The following is a 21,918-nucleotide window of genomic DNA, read 5'->3' as shown; positions in this document are numbered from 1 at the left end:
TGCAGTCCATGCTGAACCGCATCCTGGGCTGGTCCCGTGCAGCCAAACGCCTGGTGGTGGTCGCCATGGACGTGTGCCTGGGCGTTGCCGCCATGTGGCTCGCGTTCACGCTGCGGCTGGACACCTTCCACTGGCCGCAGGGCATGCAGTGGCTGGCCTACGGGCTCGCCCCCGCGCTCGCGTTTCCCATCTTCGCCAAGCTGGGGCTGTACCGCGCCATCTTCCGCTACACAGGCATCACCGCGCTCATCACCACCGGCAAGGCCGTGGCCATCTATGGCGCGCTGCTCCTGGCCTGCCTGCTCGCGGCGCAATGGGAGGGCGTGCCCCGCAGCGTCGGCATCCTGCAGCCGCTGCTGTTCATGCTGCTCGTGGGCGCCAGCCGCGCCCTGGGGTGGCTGGCGCTGGCGGGCCGCAGCCGCCATGCGCCGTACCGCCTGCTGATCTACGGTGCCGGCAACGCCGGAGCGCAGACCGCCGCGGGCCTGGGCAACATGCGCCAGTACCTGCTCAAGGGTTTTGTGGACGACGACGCCAGCAAGATCGGCCGCAGCATCAACGGCGTTCGCGTGCACTCGCCGCGTGCACTCGCCGATGTGGTGCGCCGGCTCGACATCACCGACGTCCTGCTCGCACTGCCCAGCACCACGCGCCAACGCCGCCGCGAGATCATCGAAGGCATGCGGGACCTGCCCGTGCGCATCCGCACCCTGCCGGGCCTGTCGGACCTGGCCAGCGGGCGCGTCACGGTCACCGACTTCCAGGAGCTGGAGATCGAAGACCTGCTGGGCCGCGAGCCCGTGGCCCCCGACCCGGGACTGCTGGGCCGCAACCTGCAGGGCACGGTGGTGCTGGTCACCGGCGCCGGCGGCAGCATCGGCAGCGAACTGTGCCGGCAGATCGTGCGCGAGCGACCCCGGCAGCTGCTGCTGGTGGACCACAGCGAATTTGCGCTCTACACCATCCACCACGAACTGCAGGCGCTGGCGCAGCAGGGCGAACACAGCTGCGAGCTGGTCCCCCTGCTGGCCAATGTGACGCAGCAGGAGCGCATGGCCGACATCTGCCGCCAGTACCGGCCCGCGTCCGTCTACCATGCCGCCGCGTACAAGCACGTGCCCATGGTGGAGGCCAACGCAGGCGAAGGCATTCTGAACAATGTCTTCGGCACGCTGGCCATGGTGGGGGTGGCGCTGGAGCACGGTGCCAGCCATTTCGTGCTGATTTCCACCGACAAGGCCGTGCGGCCCACCAACATCATGGGCGCCACCAAGCGCGTGGCCGAGATGGTGCTGCAGGCCGTGGCCGCGTCGCCGCGCACACCGTTCGGAGCCGACGCTGCGGACGGACCCTGGAAATGCACCACACGCTTTTCGATGGTGCGCTTTGGCAACGTGCTGGGCTCCAGCGGCAGCGTGATCCCGCTGTTTCGCAACCAGATCGCCATGGGCGGCCCGGTCACGGTGACCCACCCGGAGGTCACGCGCTACTTCATGACCATCGCCGAGGCCGCCCAGTTGGTGCTGCAGGCGGGCGCCATGGCCGAAGGGGGCGATGTGTTCCTGCTCGACATGGGCGAGCCGCTGCAGATCCTGGACCTGGCGCAGCGCATGGTGGCGCTGTCGGGCCTGACGGTGCGCGATGCGCGGCACCCGGCGGGCGACATCGAGATCGTGTTCACCGGTCTGCGCCCCGGTGAAAAGCTGTATGAAGAACTCCTGATCGGCGACAACCCGCTGCCCACGGCCCACCCCCGCATCCTGCGGGCGCGCGAGGAGTACCGGCCGTGGAACGAACTGCAGGCCTCGCTGCAGGCTTTGCGCCAGGCCGCCCAGGCGGGGGACCACGGCGCCATGACCGCACTGCTGCGGCAGCTGGTGCCGGGCTACCAGCCCGAAGCCGCGGAAGCGCCATGAAGCCAGGGCTTGTGCGGGGCACGCTGACCCTGCTCACGGGCAGCGTTGCGGCCCACGCCATTCCGCTGCTGCTGGGCCCGGCGCTCACGCGCGTGTACAGCCCCGAGGCGTACGGGCAGTTTGCGCTGCTCTGGGCGGTGTCGACCAACATCGCGGTGGTGGCCTGCGCGCGGTACGAGTTTGCGCTGCCGCTGGAGACCAGCGACGAGAGCGCTGCCGAACTCATGGCGTTGTGTGCGCGCATCCTCCTGGCCGTCACGGCGGCATCCGCCGCGGCGGGTGCCGTGCTGGCTGTGTGGCAAGGCATGCGATTGGCATGGAGCCTGCCGCTGGCCGTGGCAGCGGGCGGCACCGTGCAGTGGCTCACGATGTGGGCCACGCGGTCGCAGATGTTCGGGCTGCTGGCACTGGCCCGGCTCGTGCAGCAAGGGGGCGGCGCCATCGTGCAACTGCTGCTCGGCTTGATGAAGATGGGCCCGCTGGGGCTGATGCTGGGCGCAGCCACCACCGCGCTCGCCGCTGCCTGCCTGCTGGCCCGCCCGGCGCCTGCAGGCGGCTGGTCTGGGCTGTGGCGCAGGCCGCGGGCTGCCTTGGCGGCGGCTGCCCGCCGGCACCGGGACTTTCCGCTGCTCAACACGCCCCACGCTTTTCTGGGCGCGCTGCAGGACACACTCACGCTGGTGCTGGTGGCCGCCCTTACCGGCGACGCGGCGGCCGGGGTCTGGGCCCTGGCGCTGCGCTACCTCAAGGCGCCGGCCACACTGGTGGGCGGGGCCCTGTCGCAAACCCTGTACCCGCGCCTGCTGCAGGCCAGGGGCAGCGCCGAAGCGCGCACCATCGTGCGGCGTGCGGTGCTGGGGCTGGCGGCCGTCGCGCTCCCCCTCGCAGCCGTCCTGCTGATGGCGGGACCCACCCTCTTTACGCTGGCTTTTGGTGCGCAGTGGGCACAGACCGGTGAGCTCGCCCGCGCCATGGCGCCTTACATCGCCCTGCATTTCATCGCCTCCCCGCTGGCGGTGGTGACCATGGCCTGGAAGGCGCAGGCCTGGGCACTGCGCCTGGCGCTCGTCGGACAATGCCTGTTCTTTGCAGGCCTTGTGCCCGGGCTGTACCTGGGCGGCCTCACCGGCGCAGGATGGGGCATTTCTGCCAGCATGCTGGCCTACTTTGGCTACTATTTCTGGGCCCTGGCGAACTGGAAGGACATCCCCCATGAGAGCGCTGCTTAACCGCTGGCGTCGCAGCCTCTGGCAGGCACTTTTCTACCGCATGGTGTTCGGCGAGCGCGATGCGGCGGGCTGCCTGCTGGCCCACACCCGCATTGCACCCAGCACCTGCATCGAAGGCGCCGAAGGCCTGCAGCTGGCGGACCATGTGTTCATCGGGCATTTCAACTTCATCGACGCCGCCGGCGGCCTGCAGATCGGCGAAGGTGTGCAGATCACCAACTTCGTGAGCATCGTGACCCACAGCTCGCACCGCGCCATCCGCCTGCTGGGCCGGGGCTATGCCACGCACGAAGGCGCCACCAAGCCCGGCTACATCAGCGCCCCGGTGCAGATCGGCGCCTACACCTTCGTCGGCCCGCACAGCCTGATCGAGGCGGGATCGCGCCTGGGCAAGGGGGTGGTGGTGTGCGCCTATGCGCAGGTGCGCGGCGAGGTGCCGGACTTCGCCATCATGGCGGGAACGCCCGCGCGCCAGGTCGGCGATGTCCGCGCGCGGGACGCGCAGTTGCTGGCGCAGTTCCCCGAGCTGGTGCCGCACTATGAATCGTGGGCAGGGCCGCTTTCGCCGGCCAGTCCGCATACCGCCCATGACTGAGATGACGCAGCCCACGCGAACGCCACGGCACCTGTGCCTGCTCGGCGATGCCACCAGCCCGCACGTCCAGCGCTGGGCGCGCGAGATGCTGCAGCGCGGCTGGCGCGTATCGCTGATCACAGCCCGGCCCGCGCAGGTACCCGGCGTGGAGGTCCGCACGCTGCGGCCGGTGCATCGCTCCACCGACTGGCTTTTTCGCGTCCGCGAAACGCAGCGCCACGTGCGCGAGCTGGCGCCCGACATCGCGCACGCCCACTACATCACGTCTTACGGGTATCTCGCGGCCCGCTGCGGCAAACATCCGCTGGTGATGACGGCCTGGGGCACCGACCTGCTGGTCACGCCGCTCAAAAGCCCGTGGATGCGCTGGCTCACGGGCTGGACGCTGCGGCACGCGGACCTGATCACCGGGGACTCGGCCAGCTTGATGGATGCCGTGGCGCGGTTCGGCCCCGCCTGCCCGGCCGAAGAGATTCACTGGGGCGTGGACCTGAACCGCTTTCGCCCCGTGCCCTGGCACAACAAGTCCGCCACGCACCTAGTCAGCCTGCGCGCCTGGGAGCCCAACTACCGCATTGCCACCATCATCGATGCCTTTGCGCGCCTGCGTGCCGGGCTGCAGGACCACGACCTGCACCTGCACCTGCTCGGCGGCGGCAGCCTGGAGCCCGCCCTGCGCCAGCAGGTGCAGGCCGCGGGGCTGCAGCAGTGCGTGCACCTGCACGGCCGGCTGGACGACGCGGGCATGGCGCGCGTGCTGGGCGACTGCAAGGTCTCCATCTCGGTGCCCGACAGCGACGCCACATCGGTCGCCGTGCTCGAGAGCATGGCCTGCGGCCTGGCCGTGGTTGCCAGCGACCTGCAGGCCAACCGGCACTGGCTGGGTGCGCAATGGCTGGTGCCGGCGGGCGATGCCGCGGCGCTGGCGGGCACCTTGCGCACCCTGGTGACCGACGACGACACAGCGCGCCAGGTGGGTGAACACAATGCGGCGCGCATCGCCCAACATGGCGACCGCGCCGCCCAGATGAACCGCATGCATGCGCTCTACCAGCAACTGGCAGGCGCACAGTGAACGTACCCGTGAACATGCCAGAGAACCGTGATTTGAACCCGCTGCTCATCAGCGTCATCGTGCCCTGCCGCAATGAGCGGCAGCACATCGATGCCTTCTGCGACTCTGCCATCAGCCAGGTGCTGCCCGAGGGATGGCGCATGGAAGTGCTCGTGGCCGACGGCGACAGCGACGACGGCACCCGGCAACGGCTGCAGGAGCGCTGCGCCAGCGACCCTCGGCTGGTGCTGGTGGACAACCCCGGGCGCATCGTCTCCACCGGCCTGAACGCCTGCATCGCCCGGGCCCGCGGAGCCATCATTGCGCGCCTGGACGTGCACAGCCAGTTCGCGCCCGACTACCTCGCCCAGTGCATAGCAGCCCTGTCGCGCACGGGCGCCGACAACGTGGGCGGGCCGTGGGTGGCCCGCGGCACAGGCCGCACGGGCGCGGCGGTGGCGGCGGCCTTCCAGTGCCGGTGGGTGGTGGGCGGCGCCCGGTCGCGCGATGTGCAGTTCGAAGGCGCCGTCGACACTGTCTACCTGGGCTGCTGGCCGCGCAGCGTGTTCGAGCGCTATGGGCTTTTCGATGAAGTCCTTGTGCGCAACCAGGACGATGAGCACAACCTGCGGCTGCGGCTGGCTGGCGCGCGCATCTGGCAAAGCCGGCTGATCCGCTCTGCCTACCATCCGCGCAACTCGCTGCGGCACCTGTTCTCGCAGCAGCGGCAGTACGGCTACTGGCGCCCCTTCGTCATGCGCAAGCACGGCCAGCCGGGGGCCCTGCGCCAGCTCGTGCCGGCCATCTTCGTGGCGGCGGTGATCACCACCACGGCCCTGCTGCCCTGGACGGCGCTGCCCTTGGCGGGGCTGGCTCTGGCGTACGGCAGCTATCTGCTGGCTGCGTCCGTGGAAGCAGCCCGGGCTGCGGGCGACTGGGCCCTGCTGCCGCGCCTGCCAGCGGCGATTGCGGCTTTCCATGTGGGCTACGGCCTGGGCACCTGGCGCGGCCTGTGGGACGTCGTGCGGTCGCGCACACCATCGGCCGACTTTGCACGGATCACCCGATGACGATGCACGAACCGCAGGCCGTCAAAGACCGCTATGCGCGGCGCGATGCGGCCGCCGACGAGGCCCGCTACAGCCTGTATGGCAATGCGGCCGCGCTGCAGGCCCAGCAGGAGCGCCTGCGCGCCATCGTGCGCGCCTGGGCAGGCCATGGCTGGACGAACCTGGGCAACCGGCGCATGCTGGAAGTCGGCTGCGGCAGCGGTGGCAACCTGCAGGATCTCATCCGCCTGGGCGCCACCCCGGGCCATCTGACCGGCATCGAACTTCTGCCGGAGCGTGCGGCACTGGCGCGGAATCTTCTGCCCGGTGCGGTCACCCTGCTGGAGGGCGATGCGTGCCGCGCCGATGTGCCACCCGCCAGCCAGGATGCGGTGCTCGCGTTCACGCTGTTCAGTTCACTGCTCGATGCTGCCTTCCGCCGCGAAATGGCACAGACCCTGTGGCGCTGGGTGGCACCGGGCGGGGGTGTGCTGGTGTACGACTTTGTGGTGGACAATCCCCGCAACCCCGATGTCCGGCGTGTTCCGCTGCAGGAGCTGCAAGCCCTGTTCCCGGGGGCGCACCTGCAGTCGCGCCGGCTCACGCTGGCGCCGCCGGTCGCGCGGCGGCTGCCGGCGTGGATGATCGCACCGGCGTCGCAACTGCTGCACCCGCTGCGCACCCACCGCCTGACCTGGGCGGCCAAACCTTGAAGATGAACACTACCGCACACACCCGTCGCCCCGCGCATGCCGCACACAGGGCGCTGCACCGCATATGAAGATCACTGTCATCGGCACCGGGTACGTGGGCCTCGTCACCGGCGCATGCCTTGCGGAGATGGGCAACCACGTCGTGTGCATGGACCACGATGCCGAGCGCATCGGTGCGCTGCGCGAGGGGCACATCCCCATCCATGAGCCGGGCCTGTCCGACATCGTGGTGCGCAATGCGCACGCGGGGCGGCTCAAGTTCACCACCGACATGGCCCAGGCCGTGGCGCACGGGGTGATCCAGATGATCGCCGTGGGCACGCCCTCTGGCGAAGACGGCTCGGCCGACCTGCAGCACGTTCTGGCCGCCGCGCGGGCCGTAGCGCAGCACATGGACCAGTACAAGCTGGTGGTCACCAAGAGCACCGTGCCCGTGGGCACGGCCGACAAGGTGCGCCAGGCCATGGATGCGGTGCTGGCCCAGCGCGCCACGCAGCCCGCCTATTCCATCGCATCGAACCCGGAATTCTTGAAAGAAGGCTCTGCCGTGCAGGACTTCATGCGGCCCGACCGCGTGATCGTCGGCACCAGCGACCCCGAGGCCGCCAGCCGCCTGCACACGCTGTATGCGCCCTTCATGCGCAACCGCGACCGGTTCGTGGTGATGGACGTGCGCAGCGCGGAGTTCACCAAGTACGCGGCCAACGCGATGCTGGCCACCCGCATCAGCTTCATGAACGAACTGGCCCTGCTGTCGGAGACGCTGGGCGTCGACATCGAACATGTGCGCAACGGCATGGGCATGGACCCGCGCATCGGCACGCATTTTCTGTACGCCGGGGCCGGCTATGGCGGCTCGTGCTTCCCCAAGGATGTGAGCGCGCTGCTCAAGACCGCGTCCGACCACGGGCACCATTTGCAGGTGCTCGAAGGTGTGAAGGCCGTCAACGACCGGCAAAAAGGGGTGCTGGTGCGCAAGGTGCTCGCGCGCTTCGGCCCCGACTTGAAAGGCCTGCGATTCGCGCTGTGGGGCCTGGCCTTCAAGCCTGGCACGGACGACATGCGCGAGGCGCCGAGCCTCACCGTGATCCACGACCTGCTACAGCGGGGGGCCGAGGTCTGCGCCTACGACCCGGTGGCCATTGCGCAGGCGCGCAAGACGCTGGGCGATCGCCCAGGCCTGCACTTTGCGGACAGCGCCAATGCAGCGCTGGACGGCGCCACGGCGCTCATCATCGCGACGGAATGGAAAGAGTTTCGCAGCCCCGACTTCGACCTCATCGCGGCCACGCTGCGCGCGCCCGTCATCTTCGACGGCCGCAATCTTTTCGAGCCTGCCGAGATGAAGGCCCTGGGCCTTGAATACCACCCCATCGGCCGCGCCGTGCTCTGACCCGGCCTGCCCCATTGATCGCCCACCGAGCCCCCATGTCCCCCCCATCCACCCCACCATCCACCCCATCTTCGCCGCCCAGTTTCATCCCTTTCGCCAAGCCGGACATCGGGCCGGCCGAGATCGAGGCGACCACCGCAGCCATGCGCTCGGGATGGGTGACGACAGGGCCCAAGACCAAGGAGTTCGAGCAGGCGTTCGTGCAGTACCTGGGCGGCCACGGGCTGCAGGGGATTGCAGTGAACTCTGCCACCGCAGGCCTGCACCTGGCCCTGGAAGCCCTGGGCATCGGCCCTGGCGACGAAGTGATCGCCCCCACGCTGACCTTCACGGCCACGGTCGAGGTCGTGCGCTACCTGGGCGCCGACCCGGTGCTGGTGGACGTGGACCCGGTGACGCTGAACATCGACCCCGCCAAGATCCGCGCCGCCATCACGCCGCGCACCAAGGCCATCATGCCGGTGCACTACGGTGGACTGGCCTGCGAGATGGGCGAGATCCTTGACATTGCCAAGGAGCATGGGCTCAAGGTGGTGGAAGACGCAGCCCACGCCCTGCCCACCACGTGGCAGGGCCAGTTGGTGGGGCAGCTGCAGTCCGATGTGACCGTGTTCAGCTTCTACGCCAACAAGACCATCACCACCGGCGAGGGCGGCATGGCGGTCACGCGCGATCCGGCCATCGCCCAGCGCATGCGCGTGATGCGCCTGCATGGCATGAGCCGCGATGCGTTCGATCGCTTCACGTCCAAGACTCCGGCCTGGTACTACGAGGTGGTGGCCCCGGGCTTCAAGTACAACATGACGGACATCGCGGCCGCCATGGGCGTGGAGCAGCTCGCGCGGCTGCCAGGCTTTGTGCAGCGGCGCCAATACCTGGCCGCGCGGTACCACCAGCAATTGGCCACGTTGCCGCTGGTCTTGCCTGCCGAAGCGCCCGCTGGTGATACGCACGCCTGGCATCTGTATGTCATTCGATTGCGCCCAGGCGCGCGCCTGGGCCGCGACGACGTGATCCAGGCCCTGTCGGACCGGGGCATCGGCACCAGCGTTCACTACGTGCCCCTGCACCGGCACCCGTACTGGCGCGACCGCTACCAGCTCACACCAGCGATGTTCCCCGACGCCGACGCGGCCTACCAGTCGATGATCAGCATCCCCCTGTTCACCGCCATGAGCGACGCCGACCAGGACCGCGTGATCGCGGCGTTGCACGAGGTCCTGGGCTGACCGACCCCATGCCCAAGCGCCTGTTCGACCTGGCTTTCTCCGCGCTGGCCCTGGTGCTGCTGGCGCCGGTGCTGGTGGCCGTGGCGCTGTGGGTCCGGCTCGACTCGCCCGGCGGAACGTTCTTTCGGCAAACCCGCATCGGGCGCGCGGGGCAGCCGTTTCGCATCTACAAGTTCCGCACCATGCGGGCCGGTGCCGACGCGGCGGGCCCTGCCATCACCGTGGGCGCTGACGCCCGCATCACCCGCGCGGGCCACTGGCTGCGGCGCACCAAGCTCGATGAACTGCCGCAGTTCATCAACGTGCTGGTGGGAGACATGAGCATCGTGGGCCCGCGGCCCGAGGTGGCGCGCTATGTGGCGCTGTACCCCGATGCACTGCGGGACATCGTGCTGAGCGTGCGGCCGGGCATCACCGACATGGCCTCCATCGAGTTCCGCGACGAGAGCACGCTGCTGGGCCAAAGCAGCGATCCCGAGCGGACCTACGTGCAAGAAATTCTGCCCATCAAGCTGCAGTACGCGGCCCGGTACGCCCGCGCGCACACCCTCTGGGGCGACCTGAAAATCATCGCGCAGACCGCTCGCGCACTGTGGGGCGGACGCTCGCGCAGGGACATGGCGCCAAAAGACGGCACATAGCCGATAAAATGAGGGGTTTGGCCGAACCCTGCCGTTGCGGGGCCCGGCCCCCATTCCAGCCACCGCACCGACGGCCCCTATGTCAGACCAGAACCTCGCCCCCGCCTCCCAGGACGACAACCAGCTCATCGCCGAGCGCCGCGAAAAGCTTCGCGCTTTGCGCGAGGTCCAAGCCAACGGCGGCGGCGTAGCCTTCCCCAACAACTTCAAGCCGGCCCACAAGGCAGCGCAGTTGCACCTTGCACACAGCGAGGCCACGAACGAGGCGCTGGAGACGTCGCCCGTGAGCGTCTCGGTGGCCGGCCGCATGATGCTCAAGCGCGTGATGGGCAAGGCCAGCTTTGCCACGGTGCAAGACGGATCGCTGGGCGACGTGGGCGGGCGCATCCAGCTGTACGTGACCCGCGATGCCGTGGGCGAGGAGCTGTACGCCGCCTTCAAGCACTGGGACCTGGGGGACATCGTGGGCGCCGAAGGCACGCTCATGAAGACCAAGACCGGCGAGCTGTCGATCAAGGTCACGGGCCTGCGCCTGCTCACCAAGAGCCTGCGCCCGCTGCCCGACAAGTTCCACGGCATGGCCGACCAGGAGCAGAAGTACCGCCAGCGCTATGTCGACCTGATCACCGACGAGCAGGCCCGCAAGCGCTTCATGGCGCGCAGCAAGGCGGTGAGCGGGCTGCGCGAATTCATGGTGAGCCACGGCTTCCTGGAAGTCGAAACGCCCATGCTGCACCCCATCCCGGGTGGTGCCAACGCCAAGCCGTTCGTCACGCACCACAACGCGCTCGAGCAGGAGATGTACCTGCGCATCGCGCCCGAGCTGTACCTGAAGCGCCTGATCGTGGGCGGCTTCGAGCGGGTGTTCGAGATCAACCGCAGCTACCGCAACGAAGGTATCTCGGTGCGCCACAACCCCGAGTTCACCATGATGGAGTTCTACGCGGCGTACTGGAACTACCTGGACCTGATGGACTTCACCGAGACGCTGATCCGCGAAGTGGCGCTCAAGGCCACGGGCAGCCTGCAGCTGACCTACCAGGGCCGCGCGGTCGACCTGTCGCAGCCGTTCGCGCGCCTGACGATCCGCGAAGCGATCTTCCAGTACACCGAGGCCGGCGCCCATGTGGACGACGCCGCCTGGCTCATCAGCGCCCTCAAGAAGCTGGGCCTGAACGAAGAAAAGAACAAGCTGTCCACGCGCTCGCTGGCCAGCCTGCAGGTGCTGTATTTCGAAGAGACGGTGGAAGACAAGCTGTGGCTGCCCACCTTCATCATGGAGCACCCCACTGAAATCTCGCCGCTGGCCCGTGCCAACGACACCCGCCCCGAGGTGACCGAGCGCTTCGAGCTGTACATCACCGGGCGCGAGTTCGGCAATGGTTTCAGCGAGCTCAATGACGCCGAGGACCAGGCTGCGCGCTTCCATGCCCAGGTGGCCGCCAAGGACGGCGGCGACGACGAAGCCATGTTCTACGACCACGACTTCGTGCGGGCGCTGGAATACGGCATGCCGCCCACGGGGGGTTGCGGGATCGGTATCGATCGCCTCATGATGCTGCTGACCGACAGCCCCAGCATCCGCGACGTGATCCTGTTCCCTGCGTTGCGCCGCGAATCCTGAAAGAGCCCTGGCATCCGGGGCTTCCCGGGTGATTGCGCCCTTGCCGCGTTCAACAGGCCTGAGGAGTCACCGTGCCATTCACATCCAGCAGCACGCCCTATCCCCCCACGCAGCCCCCGCCATCGGGCGGCGGCGGGTTCTCGGTCCTGGTGGTGGAAGACCAGGGTTCCGTGCGCGCTGCGTTGGTGGCTGAGTTGCGGCATGCGGGAGTCACCGACATCTTCGAAGCGCCCGAGGGCGACGCCGCGTTGCAACTGTTCAAGGCCCACCGGCCCGACCTGGTGCTGCTGGACATCCGGCTGCCCGGCAAGGATGGCTACTGGGTGGCGCAGCAGATGCGCGAGAGCGAGGCCGGCGACTGGACGCCGATCATCTTCCTGTCCGGACTGGACAACGAGCTGGACGTATGGCGCGGCATCGAAGTGGGCGGCGACGACTACCTCGTCAAGCCGGTCAAGCCCATCGTGCTCATGGCCAAGCTGCGGGCCATGCGGCGCCTGCTGGACATGCGGCGCCGGCTGGTGTCGATGTCGGCCGAACTGCACCTGGCCAACCAGCGGTTGAACGAAATGGTGGAGGTCGACGCCCTCACCGCGCTGGTCAACCGCCGCGGCTTCGACCGCATCCTGCACAACGAGATTTTGGCGGCGCGCCGTGACGGAACGCCGCTCACGCTGATGCTGTGCGATTTGGACCACTTCAAGCTCTTCAACGACGCCAGCGGCCATGTGCAGGGCGATGCGTGCCTGAAGGAGGTGGGCCGGCTGCTGCGTGAAGTGTGCGTGCGGCCGCGGGACGTGGCCTCGCGCTACGGCGGCGAGGAGTTCGCGCTCATCCTGCCCAACACGCCGCGCTCGGGCGCCATGACCTTTGCGCGCGCGCTGGGCCAGTTGCTCAAGGTGCGCGCCCTGCCCCACCCGGGCTCGCCCCTGGGCAGTACGCTCACCCTGTCTGGCGGCATCACCACCTGCGTGCCCGACGACAGCACCAACGCCGAGAGCATGATCATGCGGGCCGACCAGGCCCTGTACGCCGCCAAGGCACAGGGCCGCAACCGGTTCTTCAGTTTTGAAATGCAGATGGACACCCTGGAGCAATTGCGCAATTGAGTCTCTTTTCCGCCTTCTCGTTTGACGCCACCGAACGCAATGCACGCTCTGCGGTCTCGCGCATGCAGGTTCTGAAGACACGGTTGCCCGACTGGATCCAGGACTGGCTGGAAGTCATCATTCCCGGCGTTCAGATTCTGCTGATCCTGTTGGTCGCCTGGCTGCTGCAGCGCATGCTGCGCCGCATCGTGCGCCGCGCCAGCACCCATTACCAGGTGCCCGACGAACTGGTCGTGCCCATGAACGGGCTGATCCGCTGGGTGGTCGTGGCCAGCGCGGCGCTGCTGGTGCTCGAACGCATGGGCGTGTCGGCCACGGTGCTCTGGACGGCCTTCACCGGCTTTGCCACCGTGGGCGCGGTGGCGTTCTTTGCCGCGTGGAGCGTGCTGTCCAACCTGTTTTGCGCGCTCTTGATCTTCACGGTGCGGCCGTTTCGGATCGGCGACTACATCGAGGTGCTGGACACGGCCGAGAAGCCCGGCGCCAAGGGCCGCGTGGTAGACATCAACCTGCTGTACACCACGCTGGAAGACCATGGCGCCACGGCAGAACACGTGGCGTGGCTGCAGATTCCGAATGCGCTGGTGTTCCAGCGCGTGGTGCGGCGGTTTCAGGGGGTGCCTGGCCCGGTGGTGCCGCCCGCCGTACCGGCACCTGCAGGCGTAGCCACAGCCGCGCCGTCGGCAGAGGCGAGCGTGGCGATCAGCCCACCGCCGGCATCGCCCCCCACTGCACCTGCGCCGTAACGCCTGGCCGTGCTGTCCCCGTTGAGCGGCTGGTAGCTGGCGGCTCGCGGTGGTTGGCCCGCGGTTTCCGCCGCTGCGTCAGGGCAGCAGGTCGAGCGCCTGCATGTACGCAGGCTGGTACATCAGCTCATCCCAGGGCTGGGGCAGCGTTTCGGGCAGCAGCGCCAGGCGGCGCGACTCGCTGTCCACGCTGGGCTTCCACAGGCCCTGCGCCTGGGCTTTTTCCAGGCCGTCGATGAGTTCATCCACCGCCCGGCCGTCGCCCACGCTCTGGTTGCACAGCAGCACCAGGTCGCAGCCGGCCTCCAGGGCCGCCACCGCCGCATCGGTGTAGCTGACCACCTGGCCGTCCAGCCGCCGCGCACCTTCCATGCTGAGGTCGTCGCTGAAGATGGCGCCGTCAAAACGCATCTGGCGGCGCAGGATGTCCTGCAGCCAGCGCTGGGAGAAGCCCGCGGGACGGCTGTCCACCTTGGGGTAGACCACGTGCGCCGGCATCACGCTGGTGAGCGTGGTGCTGAGCCAGGGGTACGGCGCGGCGTCGTCGGCCAGGATGGCCTTGAGGCTGCGCTTGTCCACCGGCACTTCGGTGTGCGAGTCGGCTTTGACAAAGCCATGCCCCGGAAAGTGCTTGCCGCAGTTGGCCATGCCGGCCTGCAGCAGGCCGTGCATGAGGCTCTTGGCCAGCAGCGCCACCACGCGCGGGTCGCGGTGAAAGGCCCGGTCGCCGATGACGCCGCTTTCGCCCCAGTCCAGGTCCAGCACCGGCGTGAAGCTGAAATCCACGCCGCAGGCGCGCAGTTCGCTGCCGAGCACATAGCCCGCGGCTGTGGCGGCATTGGTGGCCCGCAGGGCGCCGCTGCCGGCAATGGCCTTGGCGCCCTGTCTATCATCCATCCATAGCTCGCCCAGGGCGCGCATCGGCGGCACATGCGTGAAGCCGTCAGTGCGAAAGCGCTGAACGCGGCCGCCTTCGTGGTCCACGCAGATCAGCAGGTCATCGCGCACGGCCTTGATGGCGCTGGTGAGCTGCAGCAACTGCGTGCGGTCGGTCCAGTTGCGGGCAAACAGGATGACGCCGCCGGTCAGCGGGTGGGCCAGGCGGCGGCGGTCTGCGGCGGTGAGCTCTGTGCCAGCCACGTCGAGGATCAGGGGTGCGTGTTCGGTCATGGGTTCCACAATAATTTGCTATACAAATAATAGCTGCCAGCGCTTGCCAATCAAGCGGTAGGGGCCGATTTATCTTGCATTCTCTCGACGACGCAGAAGCTGGCGGCGTAGTCGGTCTCGTCGGTCACGCTCAGGTGTGCCGTCAGGCCCCGCGCTTCGAACCAGTCCTTGAGAGCGCCGTGCAGCACGATCACGGGCTGGCCGGTCGACAGCTTGGCCACTTCGCAGTGGCGCCAGGTCATGGGCATGCGCATCCCGAGGCCTATGGCCTTGCTGAAGGCCTCCTTGGCCGAAAAGCGGGTGGCCAGGTAGCGCAGGCCCCGGTCGGGCCAGCGGCTGCTCCGCTCGCGCCAGGTCGCCAGTTCGCCATCGGCCAGCACCTTCTGGGCGAAGCGCTCGCCGTGGCGCTCCAGGCTGGCGGCGATGCGCCGCACGTCGCAGATGTCGGTACCAATGCCGTAGATCATGGTTGTGAGTCAAAAAGGTGGCTACCGCTTGCCTGTCAATCGCCACCAGCTATCAAATAAGGAGCATCAACGGTTCGCGGCCGCACCCGTGTGGATGCACGCCAGGTAGGCCTGCACCGTGGCCGCGTATCCCAGCTCCAGCGCGTCGGCGACCAGCGCGTGGCCGATGGAGACTTCCAGCACGCCGGGCACGTCGCGCACGAAGGCGGCCAGGTTGTCGCGGTTCAGGTCGTGGCCCGCGTTGACCCCCAGGCCCGCATCGAGCGCCGCCTGGGCGGCATCGCGGTAGCGTGCCAGCTGCTCGTCCTGCTGGGGCGTGCCCCAGGCGGCGGCATAGGGCTCGGTGTACAGCTCGACGCGGTCGGCGCCTGCCGCCTTGGCTGCGGCCATCTGCTCGGGCACCGGGTCCATGAACAGGCTCACGCGCACGCCCAGGGCCTTGCATTCGGCGATCAGGGGTTGCAGGCGCTCGGCATCCTGCGGAAAGCTCCAGCCGTGGTCGCTGGTGAACTGGTCTTCGCTGTCCGGTACGAAGGTTGCCTGGTGCGGGCGCACCTGGCGGATGAAGTCCATCAGGTTCTGCGACGGATTGCCCTCGATGTTGTATTCGCGGTCCGGCCAGGCCTTCATCAGCGTGGCCAGCTCGAACACGTCATGGCCGCGGATGTGCCGCTCGTCGGGCCGGGGGTGCACCGTGATGCCCTGCGCGCCCGCCTGGAGGCACAGCTCGGCCGCGCGGGTGACGCTGGGAATGCCCAGATGGCGCGTGTTGCGCAACAGGGCGACCTTGTTGACGTTGACCGACAAGGCGGTGGTCGGGTGCGAAGGACGGCTGGGGCTGGTGTGGAATGGCTGGTTCATAGGGCCTGCAGGTCGATCATGAGCTGGCGGGTGCGCAGCGTCGGGCTGCCGCAATGGTATTGCAGCACGGCGCGCAGCTGGGGTTTGAGTTCGGCCGCCACCGGCGCGCAGGCCCGCAGCGTGGCGGTGTAGCTGGCGGTGCCGTCGTCAAGGGCCCGCTGCAGCGCCTGCCACTGGTGGCCCTGCAAGCTGGCCCGGTCGGCCGACGAGGCTGCGCGCAAGCCGCCCTCGGCCACCAGCGTGTAGCGGGTGGCGGGCTCCAGAGGCGCGAGGGTCATGGTCTGGGCGTCCAGGCTGGGCAGCAGGCCGATCTCGCGCAGCAACAGCAGCTCGAAGCTGCGCAGCACGGGCTCCAGGGCATCGCCATGCTCACTGGCCAGCACGCGCACCACGCCTGCATAGGCGTCGAACAGGGCTGTGTGCGGGTCGACCCGGGCCAGCAGGCGCAGCAGCAATTCGTTGAGGTACAGCCCCGAGAGCAGCGCGTCGCCCGTGGGCATCACATGGCCGCCCACCCATTCCGCGCCCTTGAGCGTGTGGATATCGGCACTGCCATCACCCGACAAGGTGTACGTGAGCAGCAGGGGCTGCAATGGCAGCAGCACCGGGCGGAAGTTGGAGGTGGGCTTCTTGGCCCCCTTGGCCACCAGCGCCACGCGGCCCTGCCGGCGGCAGAACACCTCCAGGATCAGGCTGGACTCGCTCCAGTCGTAGCTGTGCAGCACGAAGGCGGGTTCATCGGCGATGCGCTTGGCGGCAGCCACGGTGGTGGGTCTTCGGATGCAGGTCAGGGACCGTCAAAGGGACGCTGCCGCCCCGGGCAGAGAGCAGCGGGCCGGGCGTTGTGGTTCCACAGGCAACAGAACAGAGCAGGCTGCTACCGAATGTGCCGGCTGTGGCGGCGGCTCATTCGTAGCCGAACGAGCGCACACGCGCCTCGTCGTCGGCCCAGCCCGAGCGCACCTTGACCCAGAGTTCGAGGAACACCTTGGCGTCCATGAGCTTTTCGAGCTCTTGCCGCGCCTCGGTGCCAATGCGCTTCAGGCGCTCGCCCTTGTCGCCGATGACCATCATCTTGTGGTTGTCGCGCTCCACCACGATAGTGGCGGCGATCTTGACCAGGCGCTTGTGCTGCTTGCTCTTTTCCTCTTCGAACTTGTCGATGACGACGGTCGAGGTGTAGGGCAACTCGTCGCCGGTGAAGCGGAACAGCTTTTCGCGCACGGTCTCGGAGGCGAGGAACTTCTCGCTGCGGTCGGTCAGCTCGTCCTCGGCGTACCACCAGCCCTGCTCGGGCAGGTACTTGGCGCAGATGCCGAAGAGGCGCTCGATATCGCCCTTGTTCTTGGCCGACATGGGCACGAACTCGGCAAACGGATGGCGCTCCTGCATGCTCTTGAGCCAGGGCGCGATCTCGGCGCGGCGGTGGATCATGTCGAGCTTGTTGGCCAGCAGCAGCGTGGGGATGCCGGGCTTGAACAGCGACAGCACCTTGGCATCGGCCAGCGTGAAGTTGCCCGCTTCGACCACGAAGAGAATCAGGTCCACATCGCCGATCGCGCCCATCACCGTCTTGTTGAGCGACTTGTTGAGCGCGGTGGCGTGGCGCGTCTGGAAACCGGGCGTATCGACGAAGATGAACTGCGTGAGCTCGCGCGTGCGGATGCCGGTGATGCGGTGGCGCGTGGTCTGGGCCTTGCGCGACGTGATGCTGATCTTCTGGCCCACCAGCGCGTTGAGCAGCGTGGACTTGCCGACGTTGGGCTTGCCCACGATGGCGATCACCCCACAGCGCTGGCCTTGCACCGCTGCGGGAGGACGCGATGCTGCGAGCATGGCCTCCAGATCGTTCTGGACACCGGCGCTCGGCACGCTGTCTTCCTCACCGGCCACATCGTGGGTTGCGTCGTCGTTCATAGATTCTTTGCTTTCAATGTAGCCAGCATGGCCGCCGCAGCCGCCTGCTCGCCCGCGCGGCGCGAGCCGCCGATGCCGCGTTCGGTGAGGGACAGTTCGGGGATATCGCACTCGACGTCAAAGGTCTGGCGGTGGGCGGCACCCACCGTCGCCACCACCTTGTACTGCGGCAGCTTCATTTTGCGGCCCTGCAGCCACTCCTGCAACGCGGTTTTGGCGTCCTTGGAGGCCGCCTGCATCTGGGGATTGATCTCCACGCCCTGGAACAGCCGGTGCACCAGTGCCTCGGCCGCGGAATACCCCGCATCGAGGTACACCGCACCAATGAGCGCCTCCAGAGCATCCGCCAGGATGGAGGGCCGCTGCTGGCCGCCCGATTTGGATTCGCCCTCGCCCAGGCGCAGCACCTCGGACACCCTCAGGTGCAGCGCGAGCTGGTGCAGCGTGTCCTGCTTGACCAGATTGGCGCGGACGCGGGAGAGATCACCTTCGGGCAGGTAGGCCAGCCGCTGGTACAGCAGGCTGGCGACGGCCAGGTTCAGGACGGAATCACCGAGAAACTCCAGGCGCTCGTTGTGGTCGGCCGAGAAGCTGCGGTGCGTCGTGGCGCGCTGGAGCAGCGCAGGATTGGAGAAAACATGCTGCAGGCGGGCCTGCAGCGATTGGAGACCTGGATGCACTACTTGGTCTGTCCTTCGAAGCGGTAGACAAGGAACGCGGGGCCTGCCAGGGCGATTTCGCGGGAGTATTTGAAGGAGACTATGGTCTTGTCACCACTTTTCGCTATTTCAAGGTCCTTGCCTTGCACGGAGCTGATGTTGTCGATAGCTCCCGCACGATCAAAGATCGCACGAATCTCAGCGACCGTGTTGCCTTCTTTCGCCGCCTTGGCAGCAGCTTTGCCAATGGCTTGGTACTCCAGAAAAATCGGTATGGACTGCCCGCCGATCGCAAAAGCAGCCACGGCGAGCACCCCGATGAACACTACACCGATGAACGACAGACCCCGCTGGCGAGACCGGCGAATGAGATTACTACGATGCATTTTTTCCCCTCTCCGTTGTATGAGCAGACCGTTCATCAGTTGAACGAACCGATGCGCTTGAGATTACCGAAATTCATCCACACAAAGAAGGCCCGGCCCACGATGTTGCCCTCGGGCACGAATCCCCAGTAGCGTGAATCCAGGGAGTTGTCGCGGTTGTCACCCATCATGAAGTAATGGCCCTCGGGGACCTTGCAGACCACCCCTTCGACACTGTAGCGGCAGTTCTGGCGGTTCGCAAAGTTGGAAGCGCCCTGCACGAACGCAGGCACATCCGGGTTGTTCAACAGGCGGTGCGGCTGCGCGCCAAGCTGCTCCTCGAACTGCTTGAAGTAGCGCATCGAGTCTTCTTCAAAAAAGTCGGGCAGCGCCTTCGTGTCCACGGCCTTTCCATTGATCGTGAGACGCTTGTTCAGGTAGGCCACCTCGTCGCCCGGCACGCCCACCACACGCTTGATGTAGTCGAGCGTCGGCTGGGGCGGGTACCGGAACACAAGCACGTCGCCGCGCTGGGGCTTGCTGCCTTCGATGATCTTGGTGTGGATCACCGGCAGGCGCACGCCGTAGGTGAACTTGTTCACCAGGATCAGGTCGCCCACCAGCAGCGTGGGAATCATCGACCCCGACGGGATCTTGAAGGGCTCGAACAGGAAGGAGCGCAGCAGGAACACCACCACGATGACCGGAAACAGGCCCGCCGTCCAGTCGAGCCACCAGGGCTGCATGAGCAGGCGGCCCTTGGCCTCCTGGACGTCCACGTCGACCTTCTCGATGCCCATGCGGTCCAGCTCGGCCCGGCGCTGGACGGCCGCATCCTCCACCGCCTGCGCGGCGCGGCGCCGCTGGGGCAGGAAGTAAAAGCGCTCCGCGAGCCAATAGGCGCCCGTGACCACGGTCGCCAGGAACAGCAGCAGCGCGAAATTGCCCTCGATGGCGCCGAAGTACCAAGCGCCGATGTAGCCCGCAAAAATGGCCAGCACGGCCGACGTCAGGATCTGCATGAACTGAAGCATCAATCTTCCACCTGCAAAATGGCCAGGAAAGCCTCTTGGGGCACCTCGACCGAGCCAATCTGTTTCATGCGTTTCTTGCCTGCCTTTTGCTTTTCAAGGAGCTTGCGCTTGCGGCTGACGTCACCGCCATAGCATTTTGCCAGCACGTTCTTGCGCAGCGCCTTGATGGTTTCGCGCGCGATGATGTTCGCGCCGATGGCAGCCTGGATCGCCACGTCGTACATCTGGCGGCTGATGATTTCGCGCATCTTGCCCACCACGGCGCGGCCACGGTACTGCGACTGCGAGCGGTGCACGATGATGGACAAGGCATCCACCTTTTCGCCATTGAGCAGGATGTCCACCTTGACCACGTCGGAAGCGCGGTACTCCTTGAACTCGTAGTCCATGGAGGCATAGCCGCGCGACACCGACTTGAGCTTGTCGAAGAAGTCGAGAACGATCTCGCCCAGCGGCATGTCGTAGGTGAGCATCACCTGGCGGCCGTGATACGCCATGTTGATCTGCACGCCGCGCTTTTGGTTGGCCAGTGTCATCACCGGGCCGACGTAGTCCTGGGGCATGTACAGATGCACGGTCACGATGGGCTCGCGCACTTCTTCCAGGCGTCCCTGGTCGGGCATCTTGGACGGGTTTTCGACCATGACGATCTCGCCGTCGGCCTTGACCACCTGGTACACCACGCTGGGCGCCGTGGTGATGAGGTCCTGATCGAACTCCCGCTCCAGGCGCTCCTGCACGATCTCCATGTGCAACAGGCCCAGGAAGCCGCAGCGAAAGCCAAAGCCCAACGCCTGGCTCACTTCGGGTTCGTAGTGCAGCGAGGCGTCGTTGAGCTTGAGTTTTTCCAGCGCATCGCGCAGCGAGTCGTACTCGCTCGCTTCGGTGGGGTAGAGCCCCGCGAACACCTGCGGCTGGATTTCCTTGAAGCCGGGCAGCGCCTCGGCAGCGGGGCCAGCGTTGTTGGGCAGCTTCTTTTCCAGCGTGATGGTGTCGCCCACCTTGGCAGCCTGCAGCTCCTTGATGCCGGCAATGATGTAGCCCACCTGGCCGGCATCCAGCGAATTGCGCGGCTCGTTGGCGGGTGTGAAAACGCCCAGGTTGTCCGCGTTGTACACAGCCTCGCTGGCCATCATCTTGATGCGCTCGCCCTTGAGCAGGCGGCCGTCGACCACGCGCACCAGCATCACCACACCCACGTAGCTGTCGAACCAGCTGTCGATGATCATCGCGCGCAGCGGGCCGTCCGCGTTGCCGCGCGGTGCGGGCACCTTGGCAACAATGGCTTCCAGGATCTCGTCGATGCCCATGCCGGTCTTGGCCGAGCAGGGAATGGCATCGGTCGCATCGATGCCGATCACGTCTTCGATCTCGGCCTTGGCGTTCTCCGGATCTGCGTTGGGCAGATCCATCTTGTTGAGCACCGGCACCACCTCCACGCCGAGGTCGAGCGCGGTGTAGCAGTTGGCCACGGTCTGCGCCTCCACGCCTTGCGATGCGTCGACGACGAGCAACGCGCCTTCACATGCGGACAGCGAGCGGCTCACCTCGTACGAGAAGTCGACGTGGCCCGGCGTGTCGATCAGATTGAGGTTGTAGACCTGTCCGTCCTGGGCCTTGTACTGCAGCGCAGCGGTCTGCGCCTTGATGGTTATCCCACGCTCTTTTTCGATGTCCATCGAGTCGAGCACCTGGGCTTCCATGTCGCGCTCGGCAAGACCTCCACAGCGTTGGATCAAGCGATCGGCCAGTGTCGACTTGCCATGGTCGATGTGCGCGATGATGGAAAAATTTCTGATGTGGTTCATCAACGAAAAACGTCAAGTGATTGAATTAAAACGGCGCACACAAGAAAAAAGGGCGCGTCGAATGGCGACGCGCCCTGAACCAACAATCATTGGCAACTGCGATAGTTGGAACTTCATTGTAGGCAAAAAGCCCGCCGAAAAAAGCCCGCCCGACTGCATCTGAGGGGAGTTGTCACGGTGCAACAGGAATTTTATACACAGCTTATTCACAATTAGCACAACAACAACGCTGGACAACTTGTGGGTGAGCTGTGGATCAGCTGTGCATCGCACACTGGCATCCCGCATCGTGAACCCGACGCCATTCAATATACAGTTAAGGTTTGAACAGGTGCCCGT

The 21,918-nt window shown here is 66.8% G+C and carries 22 protein-coding genes; 13 read left to right on the top strand and 9 right to left on the bottom strand.

What is annotated here, in order from left to right; genetic code table 11:
• The first annotated feature begins 8 nt into the window (after positions 1 to 8).
• From ASG27_RS22065 to ASG27_RS22010, 12 genes are all read left to right on the top strand, one after another.
• Positions 9 to 1,916 carry a polysaccharide biosynthesis protein gene (locus tag ASG27_RS22065; RefSeq protein ID WP_056420898.1) on the top strand — a complete coding sequence of 636 codons (1,908 nt, stop codon included), beginning with the start codon at positions 9 to 11 and terminating at the stop codon, positions 1,914 to 1,916.
• Positions 1,913 to 3,145, top strand: coding sequence for a lipopolysaccharide biosynthesis protein (locus ASG27_RS22060; RefSeq protein WP_056420896.1), 1,233 nt, complete (start codon positions 1,913 to 1,915; stop codon positions 3,143 to 3,145). Before ASG27_RS22065 ends, ASG27_RS22060 begins: the two co-directional genes overlap by 4 nt.
• Complete coding sequence (locus ASG27_RS22055; RefSeq protein ID WP_056420894.1) at positions 3,129 to 3,740, top strand: acyltransferase; 612 nt, start codon at positions 3,129 to 3,131, stop codon at positions 3,738 to 3,740. The genes ASG27_RS22060 and ASG27_RS22055 overlap by 17 nt, the downstream gene beginning before the upstream one ends.
• A complete protein-coding gene (locus ASG27_RS22050) occupies positions 3,733 to 4,815 on the top strand; it encodes a glycosyltransferase (RefSeq protein WP_235504115.1) in 1,083 nt (360 codons plus the stop codon). The genes ASG27_RS22055 and ASG27_RS22050 overlap by 8 nt, the downstream gene beginning before the upstream one ends.
• A gap of 14 nt (positions 4,816 to 4,829) precedes the next feature.
• Entirely contained in the window at positions 4,830 to 5,864 is a 1,035-nt protein-coding gene (locus tag ASG27_RS22045; RefSeq protein ID WP_056421109.1) for a glycosyltransferase family 2 protein, read from the top strand.
• Positions 5,861 to 6,556, top strand: a complete 696-nt coding sequence (locus ASG27_RS22040; protein ID WP_056420890.1) for a class I SAM-dependent methyltransferase — start codon at positions 5,861 to 5,863, stop codon at positions 6,554 to 6,556. Before ASG27_RS22045 ends, ASG27_RS22040 begins: the two co-directional genes overlap by 4 nt.
• A gap of 64 nt (positions 6,557 to 6,620) precedes the next feature.
• A complete protein-coding gene (locus ASG27_RS22035; RefSeq protein WP_056420886.1) occupies positions 6,621 to 7,949 on the top strand; it encodes a UDP-glucose dehydrogenase family protein in 1,329 nt (442 codons plus the stop codon).
• Positions 7,950 to 7,984: 35 nt separating this feature from the next.
• Complete coding sequence (locus ASG27_RS22030) at positions 7,985 to 9,178, top strand: DegT/DnrJ/EryC1/StrS family aminotransferase (protein WP_056420884.1); 1,194 nt, start codon at positions 7,985 to 7,987, stop codon at positions 9,176 to 9,178.
• Between the two features lie 8 nt (positions 9,179 to 9,186).
• On the top strand, positions 9,187 to 9,819 hold the full coding sequence (locus ASG27_RS22025; RefSeq protein ID WP_056420883.1) for a sugar transferase: 633 nt from the start codon (positions 9,187 to 9,189) through the stop codon (positions 9,817 to 9,819).
• A 79-nt stretch (positions 9,820 to 9,898) separates the two neighbouring features.
• Entirely contained in the window at positions 9,899 to 11,443 is a 1,545-nt protein-coding gene (lysS, locus tag ASG27_RS22020) for a lysine--tRNA ligase (RefSeq protein WP_056420880.1), read from the top strand.
• Positions 11,444 to 11,514: 71 nt separating this feature from the next.
• Positions 11,515 to 12,552 carry a GGDEF domain-containing response regulator gene (locus tag ASG27_RS22015; RefSeq protein WP_056420875.1) on the top strand — a complete coding sequence of 346 codons (1,038 nt, stop codon included), beginning with the start codon at positions 11,515 to 11,517 and terminating at the stop codon, positions 12,550 to 12,552.
• 62 nt (positions 12,553 to 12,614) lie between these two features.
• Positions 12,615 to 13,298 carry a mechanosensitive ion channel domain-containing protein gene (locus ASG27_RS22010; RefSeq protein ID WP_056421107.1) on the top strand — a complete coding sequence of 228 codons (684 nt, stop codon included), beginning with the start codon at positions 12,615 to 12,617 and terminating at the stop codon, positions 13,296 to 13,298.
• Positions 13,299 to 13,376: 78 nt separating this feature from the next.
• Here the strand turns inward: ASG27_RS22010 and nagZ are convergent, their stop codons facing one another.
• The 9 genes from nagZ to lepA form a co-directional block, all read right to left on the bottom strand.
• Positions 13,377 to 14,468 carry a beta-N-acetylhexosaminidase gene (gene nagZ, locus ASG27_RS22005; protein WP_056420872.1) on the bottom strand — a complete coding sequence of 364 codons (1,092 nt, stop codon included), beginning with the start codon at positions 14,466 to 14,468 and terminating at the stop codon, positions 13,377 to 13,379.
• 50 nt (positions 14,469 to 14,518) lie between these two features.
• Positions 14,519 to 14,935 (bottom strand): holo-ACP synthase, encoded by a 417-nt coding sequence (gene acpS, locus ASG27_RS22000; RefSeq protein WP_056420868.1) that lies wholly within the window; start codon positions 14,933 to 14,935, stop codon positions 14,519 to 14,521.
• A 66-nt stretch (positions 14,936 to 15,001) separates the two neighbouring features.
• The gene (locus ASG27_RS21995; RefSeq protein WP_056420865.1) at positions 15,002 to 15,796 is read right to left on the bottom strand and encodes a pyridoxine 5'-phosphate synthase; all 795 of its coding nucleotides are present in this window, start codon (positions 15,794 to 15,796) and stop codon (positions 15,002 to 15,004) included.
• Entirely contained in the window at positions 15,793 to 16,560 is a 768-nt protein-coding gene (gene recO, locus ASG27_RS21990) for a DNA repair protein RecO (RefSeq protein WP_056420863.1), read from the bottom strand. The genes ASG27_RS21995 and recO overlap by 4 nt, the downstream gene beginning before the upstream one ends.
• Before the next feature lie 142 nt (positions 16,561 to 16,702).
• The gene (era, locus tag ASG27_RS21985) at positions 16,703 to 17,713 is read right to left on the bottom strand and encodes a GTPase Era (protein ID WP_056420860.1); all 1,011 of its coding nucleotides are present in this window, start codon (positions 17,711 to 17,713) and stop codon (positions 16,703 to 16,705) included.
• Positions 17,710 to 18,393 carry a ribonuclease III gene (rnc, locus tag ASG27_RS21980; protein WP_056420857.1) on the bottom strand — a complete coding sequence of 228 codons (684 nt, stop codon included), beginning with the start codon at positions 18,391 to 18,393 and terminating at the stop codon, positions 17,710 to 17,712. The genes era and rnc overlap by 4 nt, the downstream gene beginning before the upstream one ends.
• Entirely contained in the window at positions 18,393 to 18,794 is a 402-nt protein-coding gene (locus ASG27_RS21975; protein WP_442854100.1) for a DUF4845 domain-containing protein, read from the bottom strand. The genes rnc and ASG27_RS21975 overlap by 1 nt, the downstream gene beginning before the upstream one ends.
• Positions 18,794 to 19,771 (bottom strand): signal peptidase I, encoded by a 978-nt coding sequence (gene lepB, locus ASG27_RS21970; protein WP_056420855.1) that lies wholly within the window; start codon positions 19,769 to 19,771, stop codon positions 18,794 to 18,796. The genes ASG27_RS21975 and lepB overlap by 1 nt, the downstream gene beginning before the upstream one ends.
• On the bottom strand, positions 19,771 to 21,579 hold the full coding sequence (gene lepA, locus ASG27_RS21965; protein ID WP_056420852.1) for a translation elongation factor 4: 1,809 nt from the start codon (positions 21,577 to 21,579) through the stop codon (positions 19,771 to 19,773). The genes lepB and lepA overlap by 1 nt, the downstream gene beginning before the upstream one ends.
• On the opposite strand from lepA, the gene ASG27_RS27020 reads away from it, so the two are divergent.
• On the top strand, positions 21,569 to 21,742 hold the full coding sequence (locus ASG27_RS27020; RefSeq protein ID WP_156370863.1) for a hypothetical protein: 174 nt from the start codon (positions 21,569 to 21,571) through the stop codon (positions 21,740 to 21,742). The genes lepA and ASG27_RS27020 overlap by 11 nt on opposite strands.
• Positions 21,743 to 21,918: the final 176 nt, after the last annotated feature.

Origin of the sequence: Acidovorax sp. Leaf191, from assembly GCF_001424425.1 — a bacterium.
Lineage (GTDB): Bacteria > Pseudomonadota > Gammaproteobacteria > Burkholderiales > Burkholderiaceae_C > Acidovorax.
The sequence above is the reverse complement of the archived record's forward strand: the minus strand, read 5'-3'. Positions and strand labels throughout refer to the sequence as shown.

What these genes read in the sequence shown, in the direction of transcription:
- ASG27_RS22025 (WP_056420883.1), top strand. Translation starts at nt 9,187, where the DNA reads ATGCCCAAGCGCCTGTTCGACCTGGCTTTCTCCGCGCTGGCCCTGGTG.
- ASG27_RS22065 (WP_056420898.1), top strand. Translation starts at nt 9, where the DNA reads ATGCTGAACCGCATCCTGGGCTGGTCCCGTGCAGCCAAACGCCTGGTG.
- acpS (WP_056420868.1), bottom strand. Translation starts at nt 14,935, where the DNA reads ATGATCTACGGCATTGGTACCGACATCTGCGACGTGCGGCGCATCGCC.
- ASG27_RS22010 (WP_056421107.1), top strand. Translation starts at nt 12,615, where the DNA reads ATGCAGGTTCTGAAGACACGGTTGCCCGACTGGATCCAGGACTGGCTG.
- lepB (WP_056420855.1), bottom strand. Translation starts at nt 19,771, where the DNA reads ATGCTTCAGTTCATGCAGATCCTGACGTCGGCCGTGCTGGCCATTTTT.
- ASG27_RS21975 (WP_442854100.1), bottom strand. Translation starts at nt 18,794, where the DNA reads ATGAACGGTCTGCTCATACAACGGAGAGGGGAAAAAATGCATCGTAGT.
- era (WP_056420860.1), bottom strand. Translation starts at nt 17,713, where the DNA reads ATGAACGACGACGCAACCCACGATGTGGCCGGTGAGGAAGACAGCGTG.
- lysS (WP_056420880.1), top strand. Translation starts at nt 9,899, where the DNA reads ATGTCAGACCAGAACCTCGCCCCCGCCTCCCAGGACGACAACCAGCTC.
- ASG27_RS22055 (WP_056420894.1), top strand. Translation starts at nt 3,129, where the DNA reads ATGAGAGCGCTGCTTAACCGCTGGCGTCGCAGCCTCTGGCAGGCACTT.
- ASG27_RS21995 (WP_056420865.1), bottom strand. Translation starts at nt 15,796, where the DNA reads ATGAACCAGCCATTCCACACCAGCCCCAGCCGTCCTTCGCACCCGACC.
- lepA (WP_056420852.1), bottom strand. Translation starts at nt 21,579, where the DNA reads ATGAACCACATCAGAAATTTTTCCATCATCGCGCACATCGACCATGGC.
- nagZ (WP_056420872.1), bottom strand. Translation starts at nt 14,468, where the DNA reads ATGACCGAACACGCACCCCTGATCCTCGACGTGGCTGGCACAGAGCTC.
- ASG27_RS22045 (WP_056421109.1), top strand. Translation starts at nt 4,830, where the DNA reads ATGCCAGAGAACCGTGATTTGAACCCGCTGCTCATCAGCGTCATCGTG.
- ASG27_RS22060 (WP_056420896.1), top strand. Translation starts at nt 1,913, where the DNA reads ATGAAGCCAGGGCTTGTGCGGGGCACGCTGACCCTGCTCACGGGCAGC.
- ASG27_RS22050 (WP_235504115.1), top strand. Translation starts at nt 3,733, where the DNA reads ATGACTGAGATGACGCAGCCCACGCGAACGCCACGGCACCTGTGCCTG.
- ASG27_RS22030 (WP_056420884.1), top strand. Translation starts at nt 7,985, where the DNA reads ATGTCCCCCCCATCCACCCCACCATCCACCCCATCTTCGCCGCCCAGT.
- ASG27_RS22040 (WP_056420890.1), top strand. Translation starts at nt 5,861, where the DNA reads ATGACGATGCACGAACCGCAGGCCGTCAAAGACCGCTATGCGCGGCGC.
- ASG27_RS27020 (WP_156370863.1), top strand. Translation starts at nt 21,569, where the DNA reads ATGTGGTTCATCAACGAAAAACGTCAAGTGATTGAATTAAAACGGCGC.
- ASG27_RS22035 (WP_056420886.1), top strand. Translation starts at nt 6,621, where the DNA reads ATGAAGATCACTGTCATCGGCACCGGGTACGTGGGCCTCGTCACCGGC.